Origin of the sequence: Pseudoduganella chitinolytica (assembly GCF_029028125.1) — a bacterium.
Lineage (GTDB): Bacteria > Pseudomonadota > Gammaproteobacteria > Burkholderiales > Burkholderiaceae_D > Rugamonas > Rugamonas chitinolytica.
On record NZ_CP119083.1, the window covers coordinates 21704 to 47027 of the forward strand.

General features: G+C 65.6%; 20 protein-coding genes. 7 read left to right on the forward strand and 13 right to left on the reverse strand.

Annotation, left to right across the window (positions count from 1 at the left end):
• Window positions 1-24 precede the first annotated feature (24 nt).
• The 6 genes from fliD to PX653_RS00135 form a co-directional block, all read right to left on the reverse strand.
• Entirely contained in the window at window positions 25-2694 is a 2670-nt protein-coding gene (gene fliD / locus PX653_RS00110) for a flagellar filament capping protein FliD (RefSeq protein WP_307730912.1), read from the reverse strand.
• 161 nt (window positions 2695-2855) lie between these two features.
• The gene (locus PX653_RS00115) at window positions 2856-3233 is read right to left on the reverse strand and encodes a flagellar protein FlaG (RefSeq protein WP_277415946.1); all 378 of its coding nucleotides are present in this window, start codon (window positions 3231-3233) and stop codon (window positions 2856-2858) included.
• A gap of 81 nt (window positions 3234-3314) precedes the next feature.
• Window positions 3315-4787: a flagellin N-terminal helical domain-containing protein gene (locus PX653_RS00120; RefSeq protein ID WP_277415947.1), complete on the reverse strand. Its 1473-nt coding sequence runs from the start codon at window positions 4785-4787 to the stop codon at window positions 3315-3317.
• Between the two features lie 448 nt (window positions 4788-5235).
• On the reverse strand, window positions 5236-6825 hold the full coding sequence (locus PX653_RS00125) for a GGDEF domain-containing protein (RefSeq protein WP_277415948.1): 1590 nt from the start codon (window positions 6823-6825) through the stop codon (window positions 5236-5238).
• A 143-nt stretch (window positions 6826-6968) separates the two neighbouring features.
• Window positions 6969-7619 carry a response regulator gene (locus PX653_RS00130; RefSeq protein WP_277415949.1) on the reverse strand — a complete coding sequence of 217 codons (651 nt, stop codon included), beginning with the start codon at window positions 7617-7619 and terminating at the stop codon, window positions 6969-6971.
• Between the two features lie 31 nt (window positions 7620-7650).
• Window positions 7651-9057, reverse strand: a complete 1407-nt coding sequence (locus PX653_RS00135) for a PAS domain-containing sensor histidine kinase (RefSeq protein WP_277415950.1) — start codon at window positions 9055-9057, stop codon at window positions 7651-7653.
• A gap of 53 nt (window positions 9058-9110) precedes the next feature.
• On the opposite strand from PX653_RS00135, the gene greB reads away from it, so the two are divergent.
• Together greB and PX653_RS28285 are read left to right on the forward strand one after the other, a co-directional pair.
• Window positions 9111-9671: a transcription elongation factor GreB gene (gene greB / locus PX653_RS00140; RefSeq protein WP_277415951.1), complete on the forward strand. Its 561-nt coding sequence runs from the start codon at window positions 9111-9113 to the stop codon at window positions 9669-9671.
• A 64-nt stretch (window positions 9672-9735) separates the two neighbouring features.
• Window positions 9736-10080: a transposase gene (locus tag PX653_RS28285; RefSeq protein WP_371876396.1), complete on the forward strand. Its 345-nt coding sequence runs from the start codon at window positions 9736-9738 to the stop codon at window positions 10078-10080.
• Window positions 10081-10481: 401 nt separating this feature from the next.
• On the opposite strand, the gene PX653_RS00145 is transcribed toward PX653_RS28285, so the two are convergent.
• From PX653_RS00145 to PX653_RS00160, 4 genes are all read right to left on the reverse strand, one after another.
• Entirely contained in the window at window positions 10482-12767 is a 2286-nt protein-coding gene (locus tag PX653_RS00145; RefSeq protein ID WP_277415952.1) for a RelA/SpoT family protein, read from the reverse strand.
• A gap of 69 nt (window positions 12768-12836) precedes the next feature.
• Window positions 12837-13040 carry a DNA-directed RNA polymerase subunit omega gene (rpoZ, locus tag PX653_RS00150; RefSeq protein ID WP_107143459.1) on the reverse strand — a complete coding sequence of 68 codons (204 nt, stop codon included), beginning with the start codon at window positions 13038-13040 and terminating at the stop codon, window positions 12837-12839.
• A gap of 96 nt (window positions 13041-13136) precedes the next feature.
• Window positions 13137-13778, reverse strand: a complete 642-nt coding sequence (gene gmk / locus PX653_RS00155) for a guanylate kinase (RefSeq protein ID WP_277415953.1) — start codon at window positions 13776-13778, stop codon at window positions 13137-13139.
• A 215-nt stretch (window positions 13779-13993) separates the two neighbouring features.
• Window positions 13994-14884: a YicC/YloC family endoribonuclease gene (locus tag PX653_RS00160; protein WP_277418671.1), complete on the reverse strand. Its 891-nt coding sequence runs from the start codon at window positions 14882-14884 to the stop codon at window positions 13994-13996.
• Between the two features lie 88 nt (window positions 14885-14972).
• On the opposite strand from PX653_RS00160, the gene PX653_RS00165 reads away from it, so the two are divergent.
• The 5 genes from PX653_RS00165 to hemW all read left to right on the forward strand — a co-directional run bounded on the left by PX653_RS00165 (window position 14973) and on the right by hemW (window position 19558).
• The gene (locus PX653_RS00165) at window positions 14973-15971 is read left to right on the forward strand and encodes a serine/threonine protein kinase (RefSeq protein ID WP_277415954.1); all 999 of its coding nucleotides are present in this window, start codon (window positions 14973-14975) and stop codon (window positions 15969-15971) included.
• 8 nt (window positions 15972-15979) lie between these two features.
• Window positions 15980-16915, forward strand: a complete 936-nt coding sequence (locus PX653_RS00170) for a PP2C family protein-serine/threonine phosphatase (protein WP_277415955.1) — start codon at window positions 15980-15982, stop codon at window positions 16913-16915.
• A 21-nt stretch (window positions 16916-16936) separates the two neighbouring features.
• Window positions 16937-17671, forward strand: coding sequence for a ribonuclease PH (rph, locus tag PX653_RS00175; protein ID WP_277415956.1), 735 nt, complete (start codon window positions 16937-16939; stop codon window positions 17669-17671).
• A 64-nt stretch (window positions 17672-17735) separates the two neighbouring features.
• On the forward strand, window positions 17736-18320 hold the full coding sequence (gene rdgB, locus PX653_RS00180; RefSeq protein WP_277415957.1) for an RdgB/HAM1 family non-canonical purine NTP pyrophosphatase: 585 nt from the start codon (window positions 17736-17738) through the stop codon (window positions 18318-18320).
• Window positions 18317-19558: a radical SAM family heme chaperone HemW gene (hemW, locus tag PX653_RS00185; RefSeq protein ID WP_277415958.1), complete on the forward strand. Its 1242-nt coding sequence runs from the start codon at window positions 18317-18319 to the stop codon at window positions 19556-19558. The genes rdgB and hemW overlap by 4 nt, the downstream gene beginning before the upstream one ends.
• 127 nt (window positions 19559-19685) lie before the next feature.
• Here the strand turns inward: hemW and PX653_RS00190 are convergent, their stop codons facing one another.
• The 3 genes from PX653_RS00190 to PX653_RS00200 are packed head-to-tail and all read right to left on the reverse strand — an operon-like array spanning window position 19686 to window position 25317.
• Entirely contained in the window at window positions 19686-20759 is a 1074-nt protein-coding gene (locus PX653_RS00190; protein ID WP_277415959.1) for a patatin-like phospholipase family protein, read from the reverse strand.
• Window positions 20759-22174, reverse strand: a complete 1416-nt coding sequence (locus PX653_RS00195; protein ID WP_277415960.1) for an efflux transporter outer membrane subunit — start codon at window positions 22172-22174, stop codon at window positions 20759-20761. Before PX653_RS00195 ends, PX653_RS00190 begins: the two co-directional genes overlap by 1 nt.
• Entirely contained in the window at window positions 22171-25317 is a 3147-nt protein-coding gene (locus PX653_RS00200) for an efflux RND transporter permease subunit (protein WP_277415961.1), read from the reverse strand. The genes PX653_RS00195 and PX653_RS00200 overlap by 4 nt, the downstream gene beginning before the upstream one ends.
• Between the last annotated feature and the right edge of the window lie 7 nt (window positions 25318-25324).

Sequence of the window (25324 nt, forward strand, 5' to 3'; positions counted from 1 at the left end):
GGGGTTCTCCTGATTTCGTATTGCTTAGCGGTTGGCGGCAAGGGCCGCCAGCTGCTGGGTAAGGTAGCTGGACGTGGCTTGCATATTGGTCAGCATCACGTCCAGCGCGCTGTACTGTTTGCGGTAACGGGCCTCGACCGACGTCAGCTTGTCGGAGAAGGCGTCGCGCTGCTTGGCGACGTCCTTGATCGACTGGTTGATGCCATCGGTGCGGCTGGTGATCTGGCCCGTCTTGCCGAGCATCGTCGTGGCCAGGTTGTTCAACTGGTAGGCGTAGCCCTGCGAGAAGCTGACGGTACCGCGGTCGCCGATGGCGCCGCCCGTCACTTCGACCTTCAGGCCTTCCACGTCGGTACCGGCCAGGCCCGTCAGCGTCTGGCCGCTGCCCGTGACGGCATGGCCGCCCAGCGTGCCGGCCACGTCCAGGCCGGCGGCCGGCGTGGCGCCGCCGAACAGGCTGTCCACCGTGTTGCCGCTGACGTCGGCCAGCTTGACGTTCGATGCCGAGCCGTACTTCGACGACGACAGCACCAGCTTGCCATCCGCATCGATCGAGGCCGTGACGGCGCTGCCGGCGGACGAGAACGCGGAGGCGCCGTTGATCGACGACTGCAGCACCTTGGCCAGTTCGGCCGGGGTGTAGGTGCCGGCGGGGATCGTCACGTTGGTCGTGTTCTTCGCGCTGCTGGGCGTGCCGTCGTTCAGCGTGACGGCCCACGTGGTGTTGGCGGCGATGGTCGTGCTGGCATCGACGGCGGCCGCGCCCGTCAGGGCGCCCTGAGTGGCCAGCTGCGTGACGGTCAGGTCGTACGAGCCCGGCTTCGTCGCCGACGTCGAGCTGGTGAACGACACCAGCGAATCGGTCGAGCGGCCGACGGCACCGAACAGCGCGCCGATATCGTCGAACGACTTGTCCATGGCTTTCTGGAACTTGGCCGAATCGAGCGACAGCGTGCCATCCTTGTCGAAGCTGATGCCGACCTGGCCCAGGGTCGTCAGGTCGCCCGTCAGGCCGCTGATGCTCGTCGTCATCATGCGGCGGATCTGCGACTGCACCGATTGCGCCGTCGAATCGCCCTGCAGGGCGCCGCCCGTCTTGGTGTCGGCGTTGTAGCCCGTCAGTTTCTTCAGCGTGCCGTTCAGGTCGTTGTACGCCTTGACGAACGCTTCCACGTTGCTCTTCACGGTGCCCGTGTTCTTGCTGACGTTCAGCGTGCTGGAACCCGTCTGCGTCACGGTCAGGGTGACGCCCTGGATGGCTTCGCCCACGTTGTTCGAATGGCTCGTCACGGCGATGCCGTTGACGGACAGCTTGGTGTCCTGCGCGGCCGACGTCTGCGTCATCTTCTGCGTGCCGGCCGGATCGTAGGTCAGCATGTCGACCAGGGCGCTGTCGGCCGGATCGGGATCGTCGCCGGTCAACGTCATCTTCATCGACGCGTTGGCGCCCGTGGCGTTGGACGTGAACACCAGGTGGTAAGGATTGGCGCTGCCGTCCGACACGATGGTGGCGGTCACGCCCAGGCCGGCCTTGTTGACGGCGTCGCGGATGCCTTCCAGCGTGTTGTTGGTCGAGTCGATCGTGACGATGCCCGATGCGATGTTGGCGTCCTGCGTGAACGTGCCGCCCAGGTAGCTGCCCCCCGTGCCGGCCGTCAGGCCCGCCGCCGCCGGGTTGCTGCCGGCGATCGTGATCGGGCTCGCATCGGTCGAGCTCAGCGAAATGCCGCTGACGGCCGTGTTGGTCGAGCCGCCGTTCACTTCGCCGCCGCCGTTGCCGATGCCGCCCGTCACGGCCGCCGGGCTGCCGGTAACGGCTTCCTCGACCACCAGGTTGGCGCCGTCGGCGCGGGTAAATTTCAGGTCGCCGCCGGCGGCCGTGCCGCTGACGGTGATGCCGGCATTGGTCAGCGCCGTCAGCACGGTGGACGGTTCCGTCAGTGCCGTGTCGATGGAGGCGGCCGTGATGCCGGCGCCCGCCGCCACGTCGGCCCCTTGCGCGGCCAGTTGCACGCCGCCGACCGACAGCGTGTAGCCGCCGTCGGCGCCCGTCGCCACGTCGCCGAAGCCGGCAAACAGCGTGGCGGAAGACGAGGCCGGCGTGGCCGTCGCGGTGACGCCCGTCGTGGTGCTCTTGGCATTGATGGCTTCGGCCAGCGTGCGCGCGCTGTTGGTCGTGCTGTCGGTGGCAATGGCCGTGCCGTTGATGGTCAGCGAACCGTTGCTGATGCCGTCGCGGGCGATGCCCGACGCCAAGGTCGTGCCGGCCAGGCCGAAGCCACCGGACACGCTGCCGAACTGGAAGGAAATGGTGGTCTTGGCGCCGGTGCCGATCGTCGACTTGCTGCTGGCGACGCCGGGCGTCGTCAAGGTCTGGCTCTGGGCCAGTTGCGAGACATTGATCTTGTAGTTGCCGGCCACGGCCTTGGCGCTGGCGGAGGCGGACAGCACGTCCGCGTTGCTGGCAGTGGCGGACAGGGCCTTGAAGTCGGCCGCCTTCGTCAGGCCGCCGAGCGAGGACTGGAACACGCCCACGGCGCCGCTGAGCGAGCCATAGGCGCTCAGCTTGGCCTGGTACGAGGCCGTCCTCTGGTCATACTTCGCCAGCGGTGCGGCTTCCACCTGCATCAGCTGGGACACGATGGTATTGACGTCCAACATGCCGCCGGACGCTGAGACTCCTGAAGTTGCCACGGCTTGCTCCTGAGAAAGCGATAATATAAGTCTTTATCGGCAGAATCAAACGCAACTTGAGAGGGGAAAACAGGTGTCAGTTTCGGCGAATGCCAGGCTGGCAAGAAAGAGGGGCGCCGCCCCGGGGCAGGGCGGCGCGAGCAGCGGGCAGACTGCGTACGTCAGACGGCGTGGCGAACCAGCAAACCTTTGAAGCCGTCCAGTGATTTGGAGATGCGCAGCGCTTCCTCGGAAGGATATTGCCGCACGACTTCCTTGGTCGTGAGATCGACCAGTTTGACGACAGTGCGCTTGCTGTCCTCGTCGATGGAAAACTCGAGGCTTTGCGAACTGCCCTGGATGGACGCGTTCAGCTTGCCGACCGCGTCCTGCAGCTCGTCCATGGACGCCGGGGCATCCTTGGCCGTGACGGGATTGACGGTCGCCGTCGGCGTGGCCGGCGGCCGCGTGGCCGTTGCCGGCGCGGTTGTCGGGCCATTGTCGCTGGCCAGCAAATTGCCCCTGACGCCGGCCAGCGAACCTAGCGAATCGATAGTCATGGTGGGCTCCTATAAACGGAAAAAGTTCCCCGTCTGGAAAACCAGGCGGGGAACCGTTTTACTGCCTTAATTGCCGGGCGATTAGCCGCGCAGCAGGCTCAGCACGCCGTTCGGCAGCGAGTTCGCCTGGGCCAGCATCGCGGTACCGGCCTGCTGCAGGATCTGGCCGCGGGTCATGCTTGCGGTTTCTGCGGCGAAGTCGGTGTCGACGATACGGCTCTTCGATGCGGACAGGTTCTCGGTCGTTGCCGACAGGTTCGAGATGGCCGACGAGAAGCGCGACTGCAGAGCACCGTAGGCGGCGCGCTGGGTGTTCACGCTGGCCAGGGCGGCATCGGCGATCTTGATGGCCTTCTGGGCGTTCTCGAAGTTCGTCACGTCCAGTTCGGCAACCGAGTTCAGTTTCGACGACTGGGCCGTGGTGGCGCCAGCTGCGGCACCAACGCCCAGGCCGGTACCGGCGTCGGTCACGGAGAAGCTGTTTTCGGAGTCGAACGTCACGCTGCCATTGGCGACAGCAGGACCACCGCCCGCAACTGCCGTGGCAGCGCTCAGCGTCTTGTCGGTTTTGTACGCGGCTACGTCGAACGTCGTTGCGGCCGTGTTCTTGTTGTCGACTTCGATGGTTTCACCCGAAGCGTGCGACAGCTTGATACCGCCGTTCTTCTGGTCGTATTCAGCCGTGATGCCGGTCTTGGCGGACTGCGAATTGATGGCGTTGATGCCCGACGCGTAGTCGCTGGCATTCGAACCGGTACCGCCGACCGTGAAGTTAATCGCCACGGCGTTGGTCTTGTTGTCACCCTTCAGCTCGAAGCTGACCGCTTCGCCGCCGGTCATCTTCAGGTTGACTTCGGTCTTGGCCGAGGCGGTGACGCCCGTGTCGGCGGTCTGCTTGTTGATGTTGGCAGCGATGGTCTTGGCCGAATCGCCCGCCTGGGTCGTGATTTTCTTCGTGCCACGGCCACCGGAAATCGTTACATCGGCGCTGACCGAGGTGTTTGTCGCGGCGGTGACTGCCTGGTCGTTTTCCACACGGTTGTTACCGTACGTGCTGGTCAGGAAGTTCGCGCCGTTGGCGGAGATCAGCTGGTTGGCGTCGGCGCCAACCTGGAAATTCGCCGTACCCATCGAGCCGTCCAGCAGCGCCTGGCCGTTGAACGTGGTGGTTTGTGCGATACGGTTCAGTTCCGAGCCCAGCTGGGTAACTTCGGTCTGCAGGGCCTGGCGGTCGGAAGACGAGTTCGATGCGTTCGACGACTGCACGGCCAGTTCACGGATACGCTGCAGGATGTCGCCGGACGAGGACAGTGCGCCTTCGGCCGTTTGTGCCATCGACACGCCGTCGTTGGCGTTACGGGTGGCTTGCGTCATGCCGCGGATCTGCGAGTTCATACGATCGGAGATCGCCAGGCCAGCCGCGTCGTCCTTGGCGCTGTTGATACGCAGACCGGAGGACAGACGCTGCAGCGAGGTGGACAGGGCGGATGCGGACGAGCTCAGGTTGCGCTGCGAGTTCAGGGATGCGACGTTGGTGTTGATTACGGATGCCATGGTATTTCTCCAAAACTTGTACTGCTGTAGGTGGCGATTTGCTCTTTCACTTTGGCCCGTCTCGCTGTTCCGTGACGTTCAAGCCGCTGTTGTAACTGGTAACGGTTGCCCCACGGGAAGCTTTAGGGGTTTTTTGAGAGAAATTTTGAGGGTTGCCACTCGGGCATGAGGGCGGGGTGCGCCTTGGCGGCAGTGTTGGCGGGAACTTGAGGGCGAAATAAATTATTTTTTCACAGAAATTATTGAAAATTGCGGCTGCGGGGGACGAGTAACAAGGCTCCGTGCACCCAAAAGCGCAGGGCTGGGGTCGGACCCGCCGGGTCCGACCCCGGGTTCTGGTCTGAGTTGAAAGTTCGCCAATGGCTCGCTGACCTGTACGGATCGGTCTGCCGCAGGCGCAAAAAAGCCCGCACTTGGCGGGCTTGTCTGTGATGCATGGGCAGGCTGTTTATTCCGCGACCACCACACGGTTCTTGCCGGTCTTCTTCGCTGTATACATGGCCTGGTCGGCACGCTTGACGAGTTCCGTCTGGTCCTCGTGTGGCCGGCGCAGGGCGACGCCGGCCGAGAACGTGATCAGTACCTTCTCGTTCTCGTGCATGAAGAAATGGCGCGTCAGTTCGCGCTGCAGGCGCGTCATCGTTGCCACGGCCGCGTCCACCGTCGTTTCCGGCAGCATGATCAGGAATTCCTCGCCGCCGAAGCGGGCGATCACGTCCATCGAGCGCAGGGTTTCCTTGACGATCTTGACGAGGTGCTTCAGCGCGCCGTCGCCAGCGATGTGGCCGTAGGTGTCGTTCAGCTTCTTGAAGTCGTCCAGGTCCAGCACGGCAATGCACAGCGGGGTGCCGCGGCGGTCGGCCCGGGCTGTCTCGCGCTCGAAGACGTCGTCCAGGCCGCGGCGGTTCAGGCTGCCCGTCAGCTGGTCTTCGCGCACCAGTTCGCTCATATGCTGCAGCTGCGTTTCCAGCGCGTGGATGCGCGCTTCGGCGTCCTGCACTTCCTGGCGCGCCGTCACCATATTGTCGCGTGCCTTCAGCGCCTCGCCCTGGACGATGCGGGTTTCCTGCAGCACTTCGTCCAGGATGGAGTTCAGCTCGCCGATGTCCTGCGCCTGGCTGATCTTGGCCGAGTAGTTGCCGATCTTTTCGTGGAAATCGCCCGTCGAGGCGGCGACCTGGCCCAGGCGGTCGATAAAGGTCATCATCATGTTTTTGACGGTGACCTTGACGTCGGCCATGCTGTGCTTCAGCTGGCTCTGCTTGTAGATGACGTCCTTCAGGCTGCGGGTGGCCGCCTCCAGCGCGCGCGCATCCAGCGGGCCTTCGATCAGCGCCTGCACGGCATCGACCTGGCCGCGCAGCCACGAGTCGTCGTCCAGCAATTCGCTGACGTTTTCCAGCAGCAGGCGGAACAGGCGCAGCAGCAGTTCCTGCTGTTCGGCCGTGTCGCCGCTCTTCAGTTCGATCTGGTAGCACAGCTGCTTCAGCCGGACGGCGATTTCCGACAGGTCCGCTTCCGTGTGCGCTTCCTTGGTGGCGGCGCCCAGCGATTCGGCCTCGGCGGCCAGCGCCGGCGTCCCCGTCAGCAGGGACGCGACCGCCAGCGTCAAGGTGCGGCTCAGCAGGTCGCGCAGCAGGCGCGTCTGTTCGCCCTCCGGCATTGGCGCCAGCTCGATCCCGCCTGCCTTGCGCAGCGGCCGTTCGGCCAGTTGCGACAGCGTTGCCGCGTAGGCTTCCCAGTCGCGTGCCTTGACGGCGCGGTTGAAGCGGCGGCCGAAGTCGGCCAGCTCGCCGGGCTGTTCCGTCATGCGCGCGGCAAAGCGCGTCAGTACGTTTTCCGGGCCGTTGTCGACGGCCGGGGCGGCAGTGGGGCCGAGCGGTGGCGGCGTCGGAATGCCGGCGATTTCGTTGTAGATGTCGCGGTAGGCTTCCGGCGTGGGCGCAATCCGGCGGATCGCCAGGCGCCGGAACGCTTCGCGTGCAATGTCCGCGGGATTCTGCTCCGCGCTGGCCTGGGTGGTGGATTTGCTGGACATCTTCGCCTGCCGCCTTTACATGTGATAACTGATTGCTTGATTCATACTTGTTGACTGAATCATAGGTTACTGCTGAGCTACCTGAAGCACCGAGGAAAGGGCGGAAGGTGGCTTACTTCTGAGCATTAAGGCTTGCTCAGACATTACTGGTCGAGCAGGCCGTTCTTGATGGCATAGTGCGTCAGCTCGGCGCTGTTCTTCAGCTTCATCTTGACGAGCAGGCGAGCCCGGTACTCGCTGACGGTCTTGACCGACAGCGACAGCTCCTCGGCGATCGCGCCCACGGTCTTGCCGGAGGCGATCATCGTCAGCGTCTGGTATTCGCGATCCGACAAGGTTTCATGGGGGGCAACCTGGTGCTCATCGCCCACGTGGTTGGCCAATTCTTGCGCCAAAGCAGGGCTGATATATTTTAACCCGCTTGCGACTTGCCGTATGGCATTTACCAACTCTTTTGGTGCACTTTGTTTCGTCAGATACCCGGCCGCGCCTGCCTTCAGGGAGCGGATGGCATACTGGTCCTCGCGGTGCATCGACAACATCAGCACGGCCAGGTCGGGCTTTTCCTTCTTGATCTGCTTGAGCACTTCGATACCGCTGCGGTCGGGCATCGAGATGTCCAGCAGTACGACGTGGCAGCCGGACTTGCGGAACAGGCGCAGCGCATCGCTGCCGTTTTCGGCCTCGCCGGAGACGACGATATCCTTGGTATCGGCCAGGATCATTTTCAGGCCTTCGCGCACGATCGCATGGTCGTCCGCGATGAACACCTTGATCACACCTTTCTGGTTCATGCTGGCCTCGGGCTGTTTCGATCTTGCAACATCATGGGGCGCTATTGTAGCCTTGGCGACGTATCTTGATGGCGACAACCGTGCCGCCGCCCTCGGCAGGCGTGACGTGCAGGGTGCCGCCCAGCGCATTGGCGCGTTCGGCCATGCCGCGCAGGCCGAACGACGCCGGCTTGCTGCGGTCGGCAGGGGCGATGCCGCGGCCATTGTCGCTGATCTTCACGCCCAGGTGCTCGCGGCCGCACTGCAGCCGCACCGTCACCTTGCTGGCGCCGGCGTGCTTGGCGATATTGGTCAGCGCTTCCTGCACGATGCGGAACAGGGCGGAGGCCTGGTCCGGATCGAGCTCGATTTCCCTGGCACTGGTGTGGAACTCGCACGCAATCCCGGCCTGCGTGGCAAACTCCTTGACCTGCCAGTCCAGCGCGGCGACGAGGCCGAAGTCCAGGATCGACGGCCGCAGGTCGAGCGTGATGCGGTGGACGGCGTCGATGGTGCGGTCGGCCAGCTGGTCGACATAGGCGGCCTTGTCGTGCAGGGCCCGGTCGTCTTCGGGCAGGCGTGCGGCCAGCATCGCCAGCGCCATCTTGATGGCGGTCAGGTTGCCGCCCAGGTCGTCGTGGATCTCGCGCGCGATGCGGGTGCGTTCCTGCTCCTTGACCTTCTCGATATGCGCGGTCAGCTCCGCCAGGCGGGCGCGGCTGGCGCGTACCTCCAGCTGCTCCTGCTTGCTTTCCGTGATGTTGGTCATGATGCCTTCCCACTGCACGGCGCCGTCCGGCAGGCTGTGGGGCGTGGCGCGCAGGTTGATCCATTTGACATCCTTCCACGCGTCGACCCAGATGCGGCCCTCCCAGTTCCAGCCCCACAGCGTGCCGGCCGAGGACAGCATGGCGTCGAGGTAGGACTGGCGATCGTCCGGCAGCACCAGTTCGAGGAAACGCTCGGGCTGCGCCATCAACTCGGCGGCGGAGAGACCCAGCAGGGCCTGGCAGCCGTCGCTGACGTAAGGGAAGCTGGCATTGCCGTCGGCGTCCAGGTGGAACTGGTAGACCAGCCCTGGCGTGTTCGACACCATTGCCTCGAAGCGGGCCTGGGCGCGCTGCAGGGCGTGGGTGGCGCTGTCGTCGTCGGCGATGGCGAGGAGGGCAGGGGCGTCATCGTGGCGGATCGGCGTCACGTGCAGCGTGACGGGATAGCGCTGGCCGTCCGCGCGGACGAAGTGGGTGTGGATGGCGGCGCTGGTGTCGAGTTCGCTCCGGCCCAGCTGCGGCGCCAGGTCGGGCAGGGTCAGCGTCGTGATATGCGGAGTGGCGTACTGGGTGTTGCGGCAGGCGGCGGGGTTGGCGTCGCGGATGCGCAGGGTGGCGGGATCGAATACGTACAGCTCGGAGCGGGTGGTTTGCCAGACCGCGTCGTGGCAGGAAGGGGCTGTGCTCATAAATGTGTACAATCGTTCCGCATTAGCAGGATGATACGTGAAACGCACTTCCCATGAACAAAGCATTTGTGAAAGAAACCGACCAGGACGACGATGACGACGTCGCCCAGGCCCCGGCGATTCCGGCGGGCTCGAAGAACTACATGACGCCGGCCGGCTACCGGCGCATCAAGGACGAGCTGCTGCAGCTGATCGATGTCGAGCGCCCGGAGGTGGTGAAGGTGGTGCACTGGGCCGCGTCGAACGGCGACCGGTCGGAGAACGGCGACTACATCTACGGCAAGCGGCGCCTGCGCGAAATCGACCGGCGCATCCGCTTCCTGACGAAGCGGCTGGACCTGGCCGAGGTGGTGGACCCGAGCGTCCACCACGGCAGCGACCAGATCTACTTCGGCGCCACCGTCACGTACGCCAACCAGCACGGCGAGGAGAACACGATCACGATCGTCGGCATCGACGAATTCGACCCGCTCAAGGGCAAGGTCAGTTGGATCTCCCCGATCGCCCGCACCATCACGAAGGCCCGCGAGGGCGACACGGTCACCCTGCATACGCCGACCGGCGTGGAGGAGTTGGAGATTCTTGAGGTGAAGTATCCTCAGCCAGAAGGTTGAGACTCATCAGTCATTGGATCTGACGAAGTGGCATGCTGGGCTGCTCCGATCGAGGGAGCGTACGATGCCGCGAAACGCCAGAGTATTCATCGACGACGTGCCTCTACACGTTATTCAACGCGGAAATAACCGTAACGCGTGTTTTTTGGGCACCGAAGACTATGCCCATTACCTGGAATGCTTGCGTACAGCCGCGCGTCGTTGCAAATGCGCGGTCCATGCGTACGTGCTGATGACCAATCACGTACACCTCCTCCTTAGCCCAGCGCGTGCTGCCGACGTACCGGTAATGATGAGCTCTGTGGCGCAGAAGCACGCGCAGTACATCAACTGGCGCTATCGTCGCACGGGGACTGTTTGGGAAGGTCGCTACCGGCCGCGCTTATTCAGAGCGATACGCATCTGCTGATATGCCAGCGCTACGTCGAGCTCAATCCAATGCGGGCCGGAATGGTGACTTACCCGGGCCAATACCCTTGGTCAAGTTATCGCTGCAATGCAGAGGGCCGGCCCAATGACATTATCGAAGGCCATGCACTTTATATGGCACTTGGAGCGGACTTGGCCTCCCGTCAGGCGGCCTACCGACGACTCTTTGATGAACCACTGGCTGAAAGTCAGCTGCAGGATCTACGGCTCGCTACCAACAACAACTTTGCGGTGGGCGACCAAGGCTTCCTGCGTTCGGTGTCAAAGGGCCGCTAACGTGGTTTAACCCGACACCAGAGGCCGGGGTCAGACCCGTCGGGTCTGACCCCAGGGTTTGCTTTCGGGTTGCAACAAGGCCTCCAGTTCGCAGGCCGTCAAAGTCTAAGCCCGCTCGCGGGCGACGCGGTTGACGCCGGCGACCTTGCGCACGTTGCGCAAGAGGCCCGCCAGGTGGACGCGGTCCTTGACCTGGATCGTGAAGCGCAGCTGGTGCAGGACGTGTTCCTTGTCCTCGTCCATGCCGACAAACGTGATGTTGCCGTCGGATTCGCCGATCTCGGCGGCCACGCGGGCGAGGATGCCTTTTTCGTTGTTGATCAACAGGCGGATGCGGCTGTCGAAGCGGCGGTTCAGCTCCGTGCCCCATTTCACTGCGATCCAGCGGTCCGGTTCCTTCTGGCGCTGGCGCTTGGCCACCGTGCAGTCGTTCGTGTGCACCTGCAGGCCCTGGTCGCGCCGCAACTGGCCGACGATCTGGTCGCCCGGAATCGGCAGGCAGCAAGCGGCCAGCTGGACGGACACGCCTTCGCTGCCGTAGATCGTCACCGGGTCGAGGTCCGACGCGCTGTTGTGGTCGACCGGCACGCTGGCCGATTCGCCGCCCAGGAGGCCGAAGATATGACGCGCCACCAGCGCGGCCATGCGCTTGCCGATGCCGATGTCGGCGTACAGCTCGTCCAGCGACTTGGCCGACGATTCGTTCAGCAGGCGCTCGATCAACGGTTCCGGCAGGTCCGGCGACAGGCTGATCGCGCCCAGCGCCTGGCGCAGCAACTGGCGGCCCAGATTGATCGACTCGGGCAGGTTGATCGTGCGCAGGTGGTGGCGGATGGCCGAGCGCGCCTTGCCCGTGCGGACAAAGCTCAGCCAGCTCGGGCTCGGGCGCGAATCGGGGTCGGTCACCACCTCGACGATGTCGCCATTGCGCAGCTCCGTGCGCAGCGGTGCCGGCTCGCCGTTGATCGTGACGGAGACCGTGTGGTCGCCGATACCCGTGTGGATCGCGTAGGCGAAATCGATCGGCGTGGCGCCGCGCGGCATCGCGATGATCTTCGACTTCGGCGTGAAGACATAGACGGAGTCAGGGAACAGGTCGACCTTGACGTGTTCCAGGAACTCGGCCGAGTCGCCCGTCTGCTGCTGGATGTCCAGCAGCGACTGCAGCCATGCATGGGTGCGCTGCTGCATGTCCGTCATGTTGGCGTCGCTGTTCTTGTACAGCCAGTGCGCCGCCACGCCCGATTCGGCGGTGCGGTGCATTTCCTGCGTGCGGATCTGGAACTCCACCGGCGTGCCATACGGGCCAATCAGCGTGGTGTGCAGCGACTGGTAGCCATTCAGTTTGCGGATGGCGATGTAGTCCTTGAACTTGCCCGGCATCGGCTTGTACAGCGAGTGCAGGGTGCCCAGCGCGACATAACAGTTGGGGAAGCTGTCGACGACGACACGGAAACCGTACACGTCCAGCACCTGCGAGAACGTCAGGTGCTTCGAGCGCATCTTCTTGTAGATGCCGTACAGCGTCTTTTCGCGGCCGTACACCTCGGCCTCGATGCCCGCCATCGACAGGGTGTTCTTGACGGAGTCGAGGATCTTGCCGACGACCTCGCGCCGGTTGCCGCGCGCCGCCCGCACGGCTTTCGCCAGCACGGTATAGCGCATCGGATACAGGTGCGAGAACGCCAGGTCCTGCAACTCGCGGTAGATGTTGTTCAGGCCGAGGCGGTGCGCGATCGGCACATACACTTCCATCGTCTCGCCGGCGATGCGCTGCTTCTTGGCGGGCGCCATCACGTCCAGCGTGCGCATATTGTGCAGCCGGTCGGCCAGCTTGATCAGGATGACGCGCACGTCGGAGGCCATCGCCAGCAGCATCTTGCGGAAGTTCTCCGCCTGCGCCTCGATCTGGCTCTGGAACTCGATTTTTTCCAGCTTGGACAGCCCGTCGACGAGCTGCGCGACAGGCGAGCCGAAGCGCTCGATCAGTTCTTCCTTCTTGACGTCCTGGTCTTCCATGACGTCGTGCAGCAGCGCGGCCATGATGGCCTGCGCATCGAGCTTCCAGTCGGCGCAGATCTCGGCCACGGCGATCGGGTGCGAGATGTACGGTTCGCCGGACTTGCGCACCTGGCCCAGGTGCATCTCGTCGGAAAAGCGGTAGGCTTCCTTGACCTTCTTCAGGTCGGCTTCCGTCATGTACTCGGCCAGCTTTTCCGTCAGGTGGCTGATCGTCGCCACGCCGGCCGGCACGGTGGGGGCGGCAAGGGGAGACGTGGAGATGACGGGAGGCTGGTCGCCGTCCGGCCGCGAGCGGGCCGGACGCCGGGCCCGCGTGGCGGGCCGTTCCGAGGCGGTGCTGGTGCCGGATTCGGCGGAAGTCAGGTTCATAGGTGTTCGACGTGAGGTCAATTCAACTGGGAGAACCTGGGTAGTACGGAAGGAACGCAGGTTCCAAAATTACATTGGGACCTTTTTCAGCATTTCCAGGCCGACCTTGCCGGCGGCGATTTCACGCAGGGCCAGCACCGTCGGCTTGTCCTTGGCTTCGACCTTCGGGGTATGGCCCTGCAGCAGCTGGCGGGCGCGGTACGTGGCTGCCAGGGTCAGCTGGAAGCGGTTCGGCACATTCTGCAGGCAATCTTCGATGGTGATACGGGCCATGGTGTAACTCCTAAACGTAACTTGAACTGATGACGGATATTAGATGGTGCAGCGCGTGATGCAGCGCGGATGAGGCGAGCCGCCAGTGCGGACCGCCTACTCAGCGTGCTCGGCGTGGATACCCAGTTGGGCAAACAACGATGCGTTGCGGGCCGCCTGTTGCGCAAACCGGCAACGGGCCGACCGGACGATCGCGCTCAACTCCGACAACGCGACCGGAAACTCTTCATTGATAATAGCATACTCGAACTCCGGGGCGTGCGCGATTTCGCCCCCGGCCGCCAGCAGGCGCCGCGTGATGACGTGGGGTTCGTCCTGGCCGCGCTTGTGCAGCCGCTCTTCCAGCGCCGCGATCGACGGCGGCAGGATGAAGATGCCGGCCGCCTGCGGGAACTGCTTCTTGACCTGGCGCGCGCCCTGCCAGTCGATCTCCAGCAGGATATCGGTGCCGGCTTTCATTTGTTCCTCGACGAAGAAACGCGATGTGCCGTAGTAATTGCCGTGCACTTCGGCCCACTCCAGGAATTCGCCCGCGGCGGCGCGCTTGACGAAGTCCTCGGCGGTGGTGAAGAAGTACTCGCGGCCGTGCTCTTCGCCCGGACGGGGTGGTCGCGTGGTCGTCGAAATCGACAGCTTGATGGTAGGTTCCTGCGCCAGCAAGGCATTGACCAGGGTGGACTTGCCCGCGCCGGACGGCGCCGCAACCATGAACAGGCTGCCGGAGAAGTGTTGGTTCATTTGCATTCTCGAATCAGGTGGGCCGCGCCCAAAGATCTATTTTACCAAGAGCAACCGAATTTGCGGCCAACTTCTTGCAAGCCATTGGCCAGCGCTGGCGAGGTGGCTTGGCGATCCGCCGCCGATACGCCCCGCGGCAACAAAAAACCCGGGACAGACCCGGGTTTCGAGGAAACATTGCCGTAGAAACGGTGACTGTCACCGTTTTTCGGCAATTATTCGAGGTTCTGGACCTGCTCGCGCATCTGCTCGATCAGGAGCTTCAGCTCCATCGATGCATCCGCCAGCTCCTTGACGGAGGCCTTGGCGCCCAAGGTGTTGGCTTCGCGGTTCAGTTCCTGCATCATGAAGTCCAGGCGCTTGCCGACCTGGCCGCCTTTCTTGAGGATGTGGCGCGTCTCGGACAGGTGCGCCGACAGCCGGCCCAGCTCTTCGGCCACGTCGATGCGGATGCCGTACAGGATGACTTCCTGGCGGATGCGCTCCATCGCGTCCTGGCGCGACAGGCTGCTGTTCGAGCCCTGCGACGCCAGGCCCAGCGCTTCCTGCATGCGTTCGATCGCTTTCTGCTGGAACGCTGCCACCACTTGCGGGATCAACGGGGTGATGCGCTTGACGATGCCTTCCATCGCCTCGATACGGGAAATCAGCATGGCTTCCAGCGCCGCGCCTTCGCGCTGGCGGCTGGTGACGAACGCCTGCACGGTACGCTGCATCAGCGCGGCGACGTCGGCCTGCAGCGACTCCTGGCCGATCTGTGCTTCCTCGACGACACCGGGCCAGCGCAGCAGCTCGGCCACCGACATCGCCTGGGCACCGGCAAAGTGCTTGCCGACCTCGCCCTGCAGGCGCGCCAGTTCGTTCAACAGGGGGACATTCAGGGCCTGGGTGCCAGCACCGGCAGCCTTGCGGCCGAAGCTGAGACGGATCTCGACCTTGCCACGGGTGATGGCCGCCATGATGGCGGTTCGCAAGTCGGGTTCGAGTGCTCGCAGGTCGTCGTTGATGCGGAACTGGAGGTCAAGAAAACGGGAATTGACGCTCTTGATCTCGATTGTCAGAGTTCCCGCCGCGCTTTCGCTGGTGGCAACCGCGTAGCCCGTCATGCTGGAAATGCTCAATGGATATCCCCGATTTTAGCTTTACATTAGTTGGTTTTGTCCACACAATCCGGGTGTTGAGGCGAGGAAACCTATGGCTGCACAAAACAACGCCCCATTGCCGGATGGGATGGCTTTAGCTGGATACCGCATTGTAAAGAAAATTGCGTCTGGCGGGTTCAGTATTGTTTATCTCGCCTATGACGGGGACGGCAATGCGGTCGCCATCAAGGAGTATTTGCCAAGCTCCCTCGCGCTGCGTCAAGAGGGCGAACTGGCGCCAACCGTGTCGAAATCGAACCTCCCGGTGTTTCGTATCGGCCTGAAATGCTTCTTCGAAGAGGGCCGGGCATTGGCCCGTATCGCCCATCCGAATGTTGTAAGAGTGTTGAATTTCTTTCGCGCCAACGACACGGTTTACATGGTCATGGCCTACGAATCGGGCCAATCGTTGCAGGAACACATCGGTCGCCAGCGCGCCAAGGGACGTCCCATCGGCGAAACCTTCATCCGACAGATCTTCACGCAGGTGCTGAAGGGCCTGCGTGAAGTGCATGCCAACCAGTTGCTGCACCTGGACCTGAAACCGGCCAACATCTACTTGCGCACGGACGGCACGCCGATGCTGCTCGATTTCGGCGCCGCGCGCCAGACCGTCAACACGGACGTGCCGACCCTGCAGCCCATGTACACGCCGGGCTTCGCGGCACCGGAGCTGTACGTGCGCACCGAGACACTGGGGCCCTGGACCGACATCTACAGCATCGGCGCGTCGATGTTCGCCTGCATGGCCGGCGCGCCGCCGCAGCCGGCCGACCAGCGCAGGAACAGTGGAGACGACCGCATGGAAGCGCATTTCGCCCGCCTCGACGAGCGCTACTCGCCGCAGCTCGTGCAGCTGGTGCGCTGGGCGCTGCAGGTCGATCCGCTGGCCCGGCCGCAAAGCGTGTTCGCGCTGCAGAAGGCGCTGCAGCAAGCGATGCCGGCGCCGGCGCCCGCCGCCCCACCGGCCGGCGGCCTGGCCGGGTTTGCGCGGCGGCTGGCGGCACGCTTTCGCCGCGCGGCGTCCGCGCCCGACACGTTGCAATCGTAGGAGGCAGCATGCAGTTCTCCGTTTATCAGGAAAGCCACGTCGGCTCGCGCAAGGTCAACCAGGACCGCATGGGCTACAGCTTCACGCGCGACGCGCTGCTGCTGGTGCTGGCGGATGGCATGGGCGGCCACCTGCGCGGCGAGGCCGCGGCCACCGTCGCATTGCAGACCATTTCCGCCGTATTCCAGCAGCAGGCCACGCCCTACATCAAGGGGCCGGAACGCTTCCTGGAGGAGGCGTGCATGGCCGCGCACCGCGAGATCCACCGCTACGCCGCGCTGCACCGGATGCCCGAGACGCCGCGCACGACGGTGGTGGTCTGCCTGATCCAGCACAACACCGCCACGTGGGCGCACTGCGGCGATTCGCGCTTGTACTGGCTGCGCGACGGCCATGTGCTGGCGCGCACGCGCGACCACTCGCACATCGAGAACCTGATCGAGAAGGGCAAGGTGCCGCCGTCCGCGCGTGCCACGCACCCGGACCGCAACAAGCTGTACAACTGCCTGGGCGCGGGCACCGCCCCGAAGGTGGAGCTGTCGCGCCGCGCCAGCCTGCAGGCCGGCGACACGATGCTATTATGTTCGGACGGCCTGTGGGCCGTGCTGGAGGAGACGGAGCTGGTCGACACGCTGTCCACCCGCCCCGTCGTGCGCGCCGTGCCGGAACTGCTGCAGTCCGCGCTGCGCCACGGCGGTACCGGCAGCGACAACGTGACGGGCCTGGCCATCACGTGGCAGGGCGGCGCCGGCCCGGACGACGTGCCGACGGAAGTGATGTCGACGACGATCACCACCGAGGCGTTGCCGCAGGACCTGCACGGCTCCACGATCGCCGGCCGCCAGCTCGACCCCGGCTTCGATCCGTTCGACGAGGAGCAGATCGAGAAGGCCATCGCGGAGATCCGCGGGGCCATCGAGAAATCGTCCCAGCTGCTGAAATAAAACCAACACTACAGGAACCACATGACTTTTGAGACCCGCCCCAGCGGCCGCGCCGTCGATGAGCTGCGCGCGCTGCGCCTGACCCGTCACTACACCAAGCACGCGGAAGGCTCCGTGCTGATCGAATGCGGCGACACCAAGGTGATCTGCACCGCCAGCATCGAGGAGAAGGTGCCGGGCTTCCTGAAGGGGAAGGGGCAGGGCTGGATGACGGCCGAATACGGCATGCTGCCCCGTTCGACCCATTCGCGCATGGACCGCGAGGCGGCCAAGGGCAAGCAGAGCGGCCGCACGCAGGAGATCCAGCGCCTGATCGGCCGCTCGCTGCGGGCCGCCTTCGACCTGCAGGCGTTCGGCGAGCGCACGCTGCACCTGGACTGCGACGTCATCCAGGCCGACGGCGGCACCCGTACCGCCTCGATCACCGGCGCCATGGTGGCGGCCTACGACGCCTTCTCGAAACTGGTCGAGCGCGGGCTGCTGCCGGCCGTGCCAGTGCGTCACTTCGTCGCCGCGATCTCCGTCGGCGTCTACCAGGGCATGCCCGTGCTGGACCTGGACTATCCGGAAGACTCGGCCTGCGACACGGACATGAATGTCATCATGACCGAAGCGGGCCACTTCGTCGAAGTGCAGGGTACGGCCGAAGGCGCCGCGTTCGACCGCGCCGCGATGAACCGCCTGCTGGACCTGGCCGAGGGCGGCATCCGCGACCTGATCGCCCTGCAGAAGCAGGCCCTGGGCCTGGCGGGGTAAAATACGGGCCTTCCCATAAAACGTGGGGACAGCTGCCTGTCCCCGATGCATCGCCCCGACTGTCATGACCCAGAAACTGATCCTCGCCTCCAACAACGCGGGCAAACTGAAGGAATTCAACGAACTGCTGGCCACCGTCGGCTTCGAGGTGCACGCCCAGGGCGAGTACGGCGTACCGGAGGCGGAGGAACCGTTCCACACGTTCGTCGAGAACGCGCTGGCCAAGGCGCGCCATGCGTCGCGCCTGACCGGCCTGCCGGCGCTGGCGGACGACTCCGGCGTCTGCGTCAACGCGCTGGGCGGCGCGCCCGGCGTGTTCTCGGCGCGCTACGCGGGGGAGCCGAAGTCCGATGCCCGCAACAGCGAGAAGCTGATCGCCGACCTGGCCGCGCATGACGACAAGTCCGCGTACTACTACTGCGTGCTGGTGTTCGTGCGCCATGCGGACGACCCGCAACCGGTGATCGCGGACGGCGTCTGGCGCGGTGTCATCGTGCCGGAAGCGCGTGGCGCTGGCGGCTTCGGCTACGACCCGCACTTCTACATTCCCGAGCTGGGCAAGTGCACGGCCGAACTGGCACCGGCAGAGAAGAACCGCCTGTCCCACCGCGGCCAGGCATTGCGCGCCCTGATTGAAAAGCTGAAATGATCCCCATCAAACCGGTCGGCGCGAAGACGGCGCCGGCCCGCACCATCGACGCCGCCGCCGGCGTCGCCGCGCAATACCTGCAGCCGGGCGCGCTGAACCTGGCCGCGCTGCCGCCGCTGTCGCTGTACATCCACTGGCCATGGTGCGTGCGCAAGTGCCCCTACTGCGATTTCAATTCGCACGAGGCGAAGGGCGAGGTGCCGGAGCAGCAGTACCTGGACGCCCTGCGCGCCGACCTGGAGATGGCACTGCCCCTGATCTGGGGCAGGAAGATATATACCGTGTTTGTCGGCGGTGGCACGCCCAGCCTGATGTCGGCGGCGGCGCTGGACCGGCTGATGTCGGACCTGCGCACCCTGCTGCCGCTGGACGGCGCGGCCGAGATCACGATGGAGGCCAATCCCGGCACGTTCGAGGCAGAGAAGTTCCGCAGCTACCGGGCCAGCGGCATCAACCGGCTCTCGATCGGCATCCAGAGTTTCAACCCGCACCACCTGCAGGCGCTGGGCCGCATCCATGACGCCGGCGAGGCACGCCGCGCCGTCGAGATCGCGCAGGCCAATTTCGACAACTTCAACCTCGACCTGATGTACGCCCTGCCGGGGCAGACGCTGGCCGAGGCGCGCGCCGACCTGGAGACGGCGCTGTCGTACCAGCCGCCGCACCTGTCGCTGTACCACCTGACGATGGAGCCGAACACGGTCTTCGCCAAGTACCCGCCGCAACTGCCGGACGACGACACCAGCGCCGACATGCAGGACCTGATCGCGCAGATGACGGCGGACGCGGGCTACGGCCACTACGAAGTCTCCGCCTACGCGAAGCCGGGCCACCGCGCCCGCCACAACCTGAACTACTGGCAGTTCGGCGACTACCTGGGCATCGGCGCGGGCGCCCACTCCAAACTGTCGTTCCCGCACCGCGTCTTGCGCCAGGCCCGCTACAAGCAGCCGAAGTCGTACATGGAGCAGGTCGCGGCCGGCATGCCGGTGCAGGAGGAGCGCGAGATCGGCCGCGACGAAATGGGCTTCGAATTCATGCTGAATACGCTGCGCCTGCAGGAAGGCTTCGCGCCGAACCTGTACGCCGAGCGCACCGGGCTGGCGCTGAACGGCATCGAGAAGCAGCTCAACGCCGCCGAGGCCAAGGGCCTGCTGTACCGCGACCATACCGTCATCCGGCCCACCGCACTGGGCCAGCGCTTCCTCAACGACTTGCAGGAGATGTTCCTGCTGTGACTCCTTCACAGCCCAGCTCGTGTCCACCTTGGGGTCACACCCCGACAAAGACACGGGCTGATCGGTGTCAGCAGCTCAGTTCGTGTCCATGTCAGGGTGTGACCCCATGGTGGACACGGCCTCGGCCTTAGAAGGCCTGGGCCAGCTTCAGGTCCGGCTTTTCCACCCACTTTGCCAGCGCTTCGGCCAGCCGTTCGCTTTCGCCGATGGCAAACGTCCAGTCGCGGATGCGGGCGGCGTGGTCCTGGCCGTAGTGCTTGAAGTCGGCGCGGTCCGGCATCCTGCGGTTCGGCAGCCGGGCCAGGAACGACGGCGACGGCGAGACCAGCACCACGTTGTCCAGCGCCTCGTCGCGGGCGCGGCGCCAGGGCATCGACTTGTCCAGCCAGCCCGGCACGATGTGGTCCGTGAAGTGCGGATACAGCACCAGGCCCTCGTCGCGCCGGTAGGGCAGGTGCAGGTGGTAGTCGATCAGGCCACCGTCCCAGTAGGTGCCCGGCGGTGCGCCGGCGATGTCCGTTACCGCTTCCAGCACCAGCGGGATCGAGCCGGAGGCCAGCAAGGCTGAACGCAGGTTCGCATCCGACAGCGTGGCGAAGCGGGTGTCGAACGCATCGAAGCGCTCGCGCAGCCAGGCGCCTTCGTCGCGCACGTCGTGGAACAGCACCCGCTCCATGGCCCGCGCCAGGCGCGCACGCGAGACGGCATTGCCGGCCGCCGCCAGCACGAAGCCGGCCATCTCGCGCCAGCGGACACCACGGGTTTGCGCCAGCGGCCCGATGCCGCGTGCCGTGATGATCGACAGCCGGTACAAGGGATGGCGCAACGCTTCGCCGCCATGCCCGTCCAGCACCTCGTCCAGCAGCGTGCGCACGGTGCGGGTGACGTAGGCCGCGGTCACCTTGTCCGGATAGGTCTGGTGGGTGTAGTGGTGCGCCAGGCGTTTGTGCGCCGCGACGGGATCGGCCAACGCGCTGGCGGCCATGCGCCAGGCGCCGATCGACGCGCCGATCAGCCGGCGCTCGCGCGGCGCATTGGCCAGCCATTCGCCGAACAGCCATGTGTCGATGCCGTGCAGGATCAGGCCCTTCGGCCCGCCCGCGGCGGCGGGCACGATGGCGACGTCGGCCGCCTGCAGGCCTTCCTGTGCGATGCGCTGGCGCGCGCGCCGGCCCAGCGTGATACGGATGGGTGCTTCCATTACTGCAGGCCGCCCCCCAGTGCCCGGTACAGGTCGATCGCGCTGGTCGTGCGCAGCAGGCGCGCCTGCACCAGCTGCTGCTGGGCGTCGAACAGCTCGCGTTGCGCATCGAGCACGTCGAGGGTGCTGGCCACGCCGTTCTCGAAGCGCAGCTGCAAGAGGCGCAGCCGCTCGGCCTGCGCTTCCTGGATCGCCCGCTGCGCCGCCACCTGGTCGGCCAGGTAGTTGCGCGCGGCCAGGGCGTCGGCTACCTCGCGGAACGCCACCTGGATCGTCTTCTCGTAGTCCGCCACGGCGATGTCCTTGCGTACTTCCGCCAGGTTCAGGTTGGCGCGGTTGCGGCCGGCGTCGAAGATCGGCACCGTCAGCTGCGGCACGAACGACCACGTTTTCGTGCCGCCGTCGAACAGCCCCGAGAACTCCGGACTGCTGCTGCCCAGCGCCGCCGTCAGCGAAATACGGGGGAAGAACGCCGCACGCGCCGCACCGATATTGGCGTTGGCCGCGCGCAGGCGCTGTTCGGCCGCGCGGATGTCGGGCCGGCGTGTCAGCAGGTCCGACGGCAGGCCGGCCGGCACGGCGCTCATCGCATCGACCTGGCGGTCGTCCGCCATCGCGCCGCTGGCCGCCTGCGCCGGTGGGGCGCCGACCAGCAAGGTCAGTGCGTTTTCGGCCTGGGCGCGCTGGCGCGCCGTGGCCAGCGCCTGGGCGCGCGCCGTCTCCATCAGCGTCTCGTTCAGGCGCAGGTCCAGCAGCGACGACGCGCCCACGTCCATGCGCTGGCGTGTCAGGTCATAGGTGCGGCGCCGCGCCTCGTAGGTACTCTGGGCCAGCGCCAGCTGCTCGGCGTAGGCCCGTTCCGTGAAGTAGGCCTTGGCCACTTCCGCGACAAGGCTGATCTGCGCCGCGCGCCGCGCTTCGTCGGTGGCGAGGTAGGAAGCCAGCGCGGCATCGGACAGGCTGCGCACGCGCCCGAAGAAGTCCAGCTCGAACGCGCTGGAGATGCCGGCGTCGTAGCGTTCGCCCACGCCCGCGGTGCCGGTCGCGCTTTGCCACGCCGGCGTGCGTGCCCGCGTGCCCGACAGCGCACCGTTCAGGTTCGGCAGCCGGTCGGCGCGCGTGATGTTGTAGGCAGCGCGCGCCTCCTCGATGCGCAGCGCGGCCGTGCGCAGGTCGCGGTTGTTGTCCAGGGCCGCGGCGATCAGCTGGCGCAGCCGCTCGTCCGCGAAGAAGTCACGCCAGCCGGTGTCCACGGCGGCCTTGCCTTCCGCGTTCGGGGCGACCGCGGCGCCGGCGCCGGGCGCATTGTCCGGGAAGGCCGGGGCGACCGGCGCGGCGGGGCGCTCGTAGGTGGGCGCAAGGGAGCAGGCCGACAGCAGCGTGGCGGCGAGCACGGTCAGTAGAGGTGTCTTCATGCTTTGGTCTCCGGCATGTCCAGTTCATGTGCGGCCAGGCGGCGCTGGCGTTCGCTGCCCTTGAAGATCCTGCGGATCACGACAAAGAACACAGGCACCATGAACACGGCCAGCACGGTGGCCGTGATCATCCCGCCCATCACGCCCGTGCCGATCGCGCGCTGGCTGGCCGAGCCCGCGCCGCTGGCAAGCACCAGCGGCAGCACGCCCAGGATGAACGCCAGCGACGTCATGATGATGGGGCGGAAGCGCAGGTGCACCGCTTCCAGGGTCGCTTCGATCAGGCCCATGCCCTGGGCCTGCAGGTCCTTGGCGAACTCGATGATCAGGATCGCGTTCTTGGCCGACAGCCCGATGATGGCAATCAGGCCCACCTTGAAGTAGACGTCGTTCGGCAGGTCGCGCAGGTGCGCACCCAGCAGCGCGCCCAGCACCCCCAGCGGCACCACCAGCAGCACGGCGATCGGGATCGATTCGCTCTCGTACAGTGCCGCCAGCACGAGGAATGCCGCCAGCAGCGACAGTGCGAACAGGGCCGGGGCCTGCGAGCCGGACGTGCGCTCTTCCAGCGACTGGCCCGTCCATTCGATGCCGAAGCCCGGCGGCAGCTGCGCGGCCAGCCGTTCCAGTTCCTCCATCGCCTCGCCCGTGCTGCGGCCCGGCGCCGCATCGCCCGTCAGCTTGATGGCGGGGTAGCCGTTGTAGCGCACCAGCTGCACGGGACCGTTGATCCACTTGGTCGTCGCGAACGACGCGAACGGCACCATGCCGCCGCCACTGCTGCGTACGTGCAGGCGCAAAATGTCGTCCGGCTGCATGCGGCTCTTCTGGTCGGCCTGCACGATCACACGCTGCTGCCGGTTGGCCGCGTTGAAATCGTTGACGTAGGATGAACCCAGGCCGGCCGACAGCGTGCTGTTGATGTCGGCAAACGTGACACCCAGCGCATTGGCCTTCTCGCGGTCGATGTCCACCTGCAGCTGGGGCGCATCTTCCATGCCTTCCGGCCGCAGGCCGCGCAGCACGTCACTTTTCGCGGCCATGCCCAGCAGCTGGTTGCGCGCGGCGACCAGCGCATCGTGGCCCTGCGCGCTGCGGTCCTGCAGGCGCGCCGTGATGCCGGTGGCGTTGCCCAGCTCGCGGATCGGTGGTGGCGACAGCGGGAACACCACCGCATCGGGGATGCCGGACAGGGCGCCCATCGCCCGCTGCGCCAGGTCGTCGGCCGAGTGGCCCTTGCCCCGCTCGTCCCAGTCCTTCAACGGCACGAACACGAGGCCCGCGTTCTGGCCGTTGCCGGAGAACGAGAAGCCCGCCACCGCGATGGTGCGCGCCACTTCCGGCTGCTGGCGGAAGTAGGCGTCCACCTTGGCCAGCACGGCTTCGGCGCGCGGGCGCGAGGCCCCCGGCGGCAACTGCACGTTGGTGATGATGTAGCCCTGGTCCTCGTTCGGCAGGAATGACGACGGCAGTTTCACGTACAGCCACGCCACGATCGCCAGCAACGCGACGAAGATCAGCATGAAGCGTCCCGTGCGCGTCAGGATGCGGGCGATCATGCCCTGGTAGCCCGTCGCGGTCCTGGCGAAGCCGCGGTTGAACCAGCCGAAGAAGCCGCGTTTTTCGATATGGTGGCCCGCCTCGACGGGTTTGAGCATCGTCGCGCACAGGGCCGGCGTCAGGGTCAGCGCCATCAGCGCCGAGAAGGCCATCGCGGCCACCATCGACAGCGAGAACTGGCGGTAGATCGCCCCCACGGCGCCGCCGAAGAACGCCATCGGCACGAACACGGCGATCAGCACCAGCGTGATGCCGACGATGGCGCCGGTGATCTGCGACATCGCCTTCTTCGTCGCATCGCGCGGCGACAGGCCTTCCTCGCTCATGATGCGCTCGACGTTTTCCACCACCACGATGGCGTCGTCGACCAGGATGCCGATCGCCAGCACCATGCCGAACATCGTCAGCACGTTGATCGAGAAGCCGGCCAGCTGCATGACGGCGAAGGTGCCCATCAGCGCGATCGGCACGACGATCGTCGGGATGATCGTGTAGCGCAGGTTCTGCAGGAACACGTACATGACGATGAACACCAGCAGGACCGCTTCCAGCAGCGTCTTGACCACTTCCTCGATGGAGATCTTGACGAAGGTGGACGTATCGTACGGCACCGTGTACTTCAGGCCGGGCGGGAAGAACTTCGACAGCTCCTCCATCTTGGCTTTCACCAGGGTGGCCGTGGCCAGCGCGTTGCCCGTCAGCGACTGCTGCACGGCGATCGCCACGAAGGGCTGGCCGGACAGGCGCGCGCTGATGTTGTAGCTGGCGCCGCCCATCTCCAGGCGCGCCACGTCGCCCAGGCGCACCGTGGAGCCATCCGGGTTGGCGCGCAGCACGACCTTGCGGAACTGCTCGACGGACGTCAGCTGGCCCGTCACCACGACCGGGGCCGCATACGCCTGCGAGGCGGGATTGGGCAGGTCGCCGATCGTGCCGGAGGTGACCTGCGCGTTCTGCGCGCGGATCGCGGCGGTGACGTCGCTCATGTTCAGCTTCAGGCCCGTCAGCTTGTCCGGATCGACCCACACCCGCAGCGCGCGCTCGGTGCCGAACAGCTGCGCCTGGCCCACGCCGGGAATGCGCTTGATCTCGTTGACGACGTTGCGCGCCATGTAGTCGCCGATCGCGGTCGGGTCCATGCGGCCGTCGGTGGAATACAGGCCGACGAACATCAGGATGTTGGAGCGCGCCTTGTTGACCTGCACGCCCTGCTGCGTGACGGCCTGCGGCAGGCGCGATTCGACCCGCTTGATGCGGTTCTGCACGTCCACGGCGGCCAGGTCCGGGTTGGTCCCGGGCTGGAAGGTGACGGTGATCGTCACGCCACCGCTGGCGTCGCTCTGCGACTCCACGTACTGCAGGCCGTCCGCGCCATTCATTTCCTGCTCGATGACGCTGGTGACGGCGTCGTCCAGCACCTGCGCGGTGGCGCCGGGGTAGTTGGCCGTGACGACGATCGACGGCGGAGCGATGGTCGGGTACTGCGCCACCGGCAGCACGGTGATCGCCAGCGCCCCACCCAGCAGGATGAAGAGGGCGATCACCCACGCGAACACGGGGCGGTCGATGAAGAATTTTGGCATCGCGGCT